The following is a 2,867-nucleotide window of genomic DNA, read 5'->3' on the forward strand; positions in this document are numbered from 1 at the left end:
GATCTCCGGCGCATCACGTGCATCGCGACGCGGCGCATGCACGCGTCGACGAGCCGGAGACGCCGCGAGCCCAGCCGGCGCGAACGGCGTCTGCGCCGGCGACGGTGCGGTCGTATGCGCCGCGTGTCGCGCGGCCGGGAACCCGGCGGGCGCAGGCCGCACCGGCGGATCAATGCGATACCGACTGGCCATGCGGCGAGACGTTGCGATCGATGAGGCGTGAACTGGAGCAGTGGGAGGCCGCGCGACAGCGTCGGGCGTTGCCCGAGAGCGGCGACGCGGGGCACGCGCTCGGCCTGGGCGAGCACACGCGCGTGACGGAATGGTGAGCCGGCGGTTACGACGCGCGCGGTGATTCGATGGCGATGCGCCCGGTTATTGCAGGATCAGTTGCAACTGCGCGTCCGCCTGTTCGCCCGGCGCCTGCCGGAAGCCGCTTTTCGCGAAGCGGTGCCAACGCCCGATCACGTAGCTGACGAGCAGGCTGGCGCGCGTGGCCGGATCGTAGTCCGCCGGCAGTGCCAGGCCGCTGTTCTGCTGTGCGCCGGCCTCGGCGCGCGCAACACGCAGGCATTGCTTGACGGTCGCCTCGATGCGGTCGAGCAGCTGGTTCACGCGTTCGGTGAGCCGCTCGTCCTCGCCCACCAGCGCCTCGCCGGTCAGCACGCGCGTCATGCCGGGGTTCTTCGCGGCGAAGTTGAGCATCGTCAGCGCGATCGTGCGCGCCTGCTGCACGCCGTTCGGCTCCTTCGCGACGATCTGGTTCACGAGCCCGAACAGCGCCTGCTCGATGAACTCGATCAGCCCTTCGTACATCTTCGCCTTGCTGGTGAAATGCCGGTACAGCGCGGCTTCCGACACGTCGAGCCGGGCCGCGAGCGCGGCGGTCGTGATCTTCTCGGGCTTGGGCGCCTCGAGCATCGTCGCGAGTGTCTGCAGGATCATCACGCGCCGCTCGCCCGGTTTCGGGCGCGGGCGGGACGGTGTGGCCTGGTCTTCCTTTACGGCTTGGTCCTGCGGGTAAGTCGGCTGCATTTTTGTCGCCCCGATCGTGTGCCCAGTCGCAGCGATTTTAACGAACGAATGCGCTGGTCGACATAATGGGGGCGTCCGGTAACCGGCAGATGGCCCGGCAGGTGCCCCGTGATCCATATCGTGCCGATGCCGAGACGCTTGTAGCGTTTCAGGTGGCCGCGCGTATCTTCGACGAGGATCGTGTCGGCCATGCGCGCATGGGCGGCGCGCAGTGTCCGGCGCAGCATCGTGTGATCGGGCTTCGCGCGCCAGGTGCGGCGGTCGCGCATGTGCTCGATCGCGATCACGCGCTCGAACAGCCGCTCGATGCGCAGCTCGCGCAGCACCGCGCGCGCATAGTTCTCCGGCGCGTTGGTCAGGATCAGCTTGCGGCCCGGCAGCGCGGCGACGATGCGCGCGAGGCCGCGCTCGGCGCGCACCATCGCCGGCAGGTCGGAAAACGTGTGGACGACGCGCAGGAAGTCGTGCGGGTCGATCGGATGATGGCGCGTGAGGCCGAGGAGCGCGGCGCCGTAGCGCTCGGTGTAGTCGTTGCGCAGGCGGTCGGCTTCGGCGCGCTCGACCTGCAGCACGTCGATGATGTATTGCGTCATCGCGCGGTTGATCTCGGGAAAGATCGCGTGCGATGCGTGGTGAAGGGTGTTGTCGAGATCGAACAGCCACACCGGCGCGCCGGCGCGGGGCCGGCTGCGCGACACGCGCCGGCGCAGCAGCGGGGCCGGCAAGTCGGGTGTGGCGGTCTTGCTGCGCTTGCTCAATGCGAGCGGATCATCGTGCCGAACGGCTGCTCGGTCAGGATTTCCAGCAGTACCGAGTGCTCGATCCGGCCGTCGACGATGTGCACAGACTTCACGCCGCTCTTCGCGGCGTCGAGCGCCGACGAGATCTTCGGCAGCATGCCGCCGGAGATCGTGCCGTCTTCGAACAGCGCGTCGATTTCGCGTGCGGAGAGATCGGTCAGCAGGTTGCCGTCCTTGTCCATCACGCCCGGGATGTTGGTCATCATCAGCAGCTTCTCGGCGTTCAGCACGGTGGCGAGCTTGCCCGCGACGAGGTCGGCGTTGATGTTGTACGACAGGCCATCCTCACCGAAACCGATCGGCGAGATCACCGGGATGAACGCGTCGTCCTGCAGCGCCTTCACGACTGCCGGGTTGATCGCCTCGACTTCGCCGACCTGGCCGATGTCGATGTACTGGCCCGGGTTGTCGCGGTCCGGCATCAGCAGCTTGCGCGCGTGGATCAGGCCGCCGTCCTTGCCCGTCAGGCCCACCGCGTGGCCGCCGAAGTGGTTGATCAGCATCACGATGTCCTGCTGCACTTCGCCGCCCAGCACCCATTCGACGACTTCCATCGTCTCTTCGTCGGTGACGCGCATGCCCTGGATGAAGGTGCCGGCCTTGCCGATCTTCTTCAGTGCATGATCGATCTGCGGACCGCCGCCATGGACGATCACCGGATTGATGCCGACCAGCTTCAGCAGGATCACGTCGCGCGCGAAGCCTTGCTTGAGCCGCTCTTCCGTCATCGCGTTGCCGCCGTATTTGATGACCACGGTCTTGCCGTGATAACGGCGAATGTACGGCAGTGCCTCGGCGAGGATTTCTGCTTTCAGCGTGGGGGCGATCTGCGAGAGGTCGATGGGCTCGGACATGGCGGCGGCTCTGGCTGGGAACGTTGAAACACGGCGAATTGTACAGGAGTGGCGCAGCGCAGCATCGGGTTTTTGGGCGGGCCGGAACACCGGCGGCGCGGTGCGGGCGCCGCGCGTAGCGGCCCGCCGGCTATGGCGCGGCGCGATGCGGGCCGCGATACGGGCAGCGGTGCGCGGG

General features: G+C 67.7%; 4 protein-coding genes. 1 reads left to right on the forward strand and 3 read right to left on the reverse strand.

From position 1 onward, the window contains the following. Positions 1–329 (forward strand): hypothetical protein (locus F3J15_RS37615; protein ID WP_205191153.1); only part of this gene is annotated, 329 nt, incomplete at its 5' end. A 46-nt stretch (positions 330–375) separates the two neighbouring features. On the opposite strand, the gene slmA is transcribed toward F3J15_RS37615, so the two are convergent. From slmA to argB, 3 genes are read right to left on the reverse strand one after another with little or no spacing between them, the layout of a single operon-like run. Then, positions 376–1,035 carry a nucleoid occlusion factor SlmA gene (gene slmA, locus F3J15_RS37120; RefSeq protein ID WP_166897747.1) on the reverse strand — a complete coding sequence of 220 codons (660 nt, stop codon included), beginning with the start codon at positions 1,033–1,035 and terminating at the stop codon, positions 376–378. Next, the gene (locus tag F3J15_RS37125; protein WP_240159404.1) at positions 1,002–1,760 is read right to left on the reverse strand and encodes a pyrimidine 5'-nucleotidase; all 759 of its coding nucleotides are present in this window, start codon (positions 1,758–1,760) and stop codon (positions 1,002–1,004) included. Before F3J15_RS37125 ends, slmA begins: the two co-directional genes overlap by 34 nt. A gap of 29 nt (positions 1,761–1,789) precedes the next feature. Continuing rightward, positions 1,790–2,689, reverse strand: a complete 900-nt coding sequence (gene argB / locus F3J15_RS37130; protein WP_006490510.1) for an acetylglutamate kinase — start codon at positions 2,687–2,689, stop codon at positions 1,790–1,792. Between the last annotated feature and the right edge of the window lie 178 nt (positions 2,690–2,867).

Source organism: Burkholderia sp. Ap-955, from assembly GCF_011753045.1.
Lineage (GTDB): Bacteria > Pseudomonadota > Gammaproteobacteria > Burkholderiales > Burkholderiaceae > Burkholderia > Burkholderia lata_D.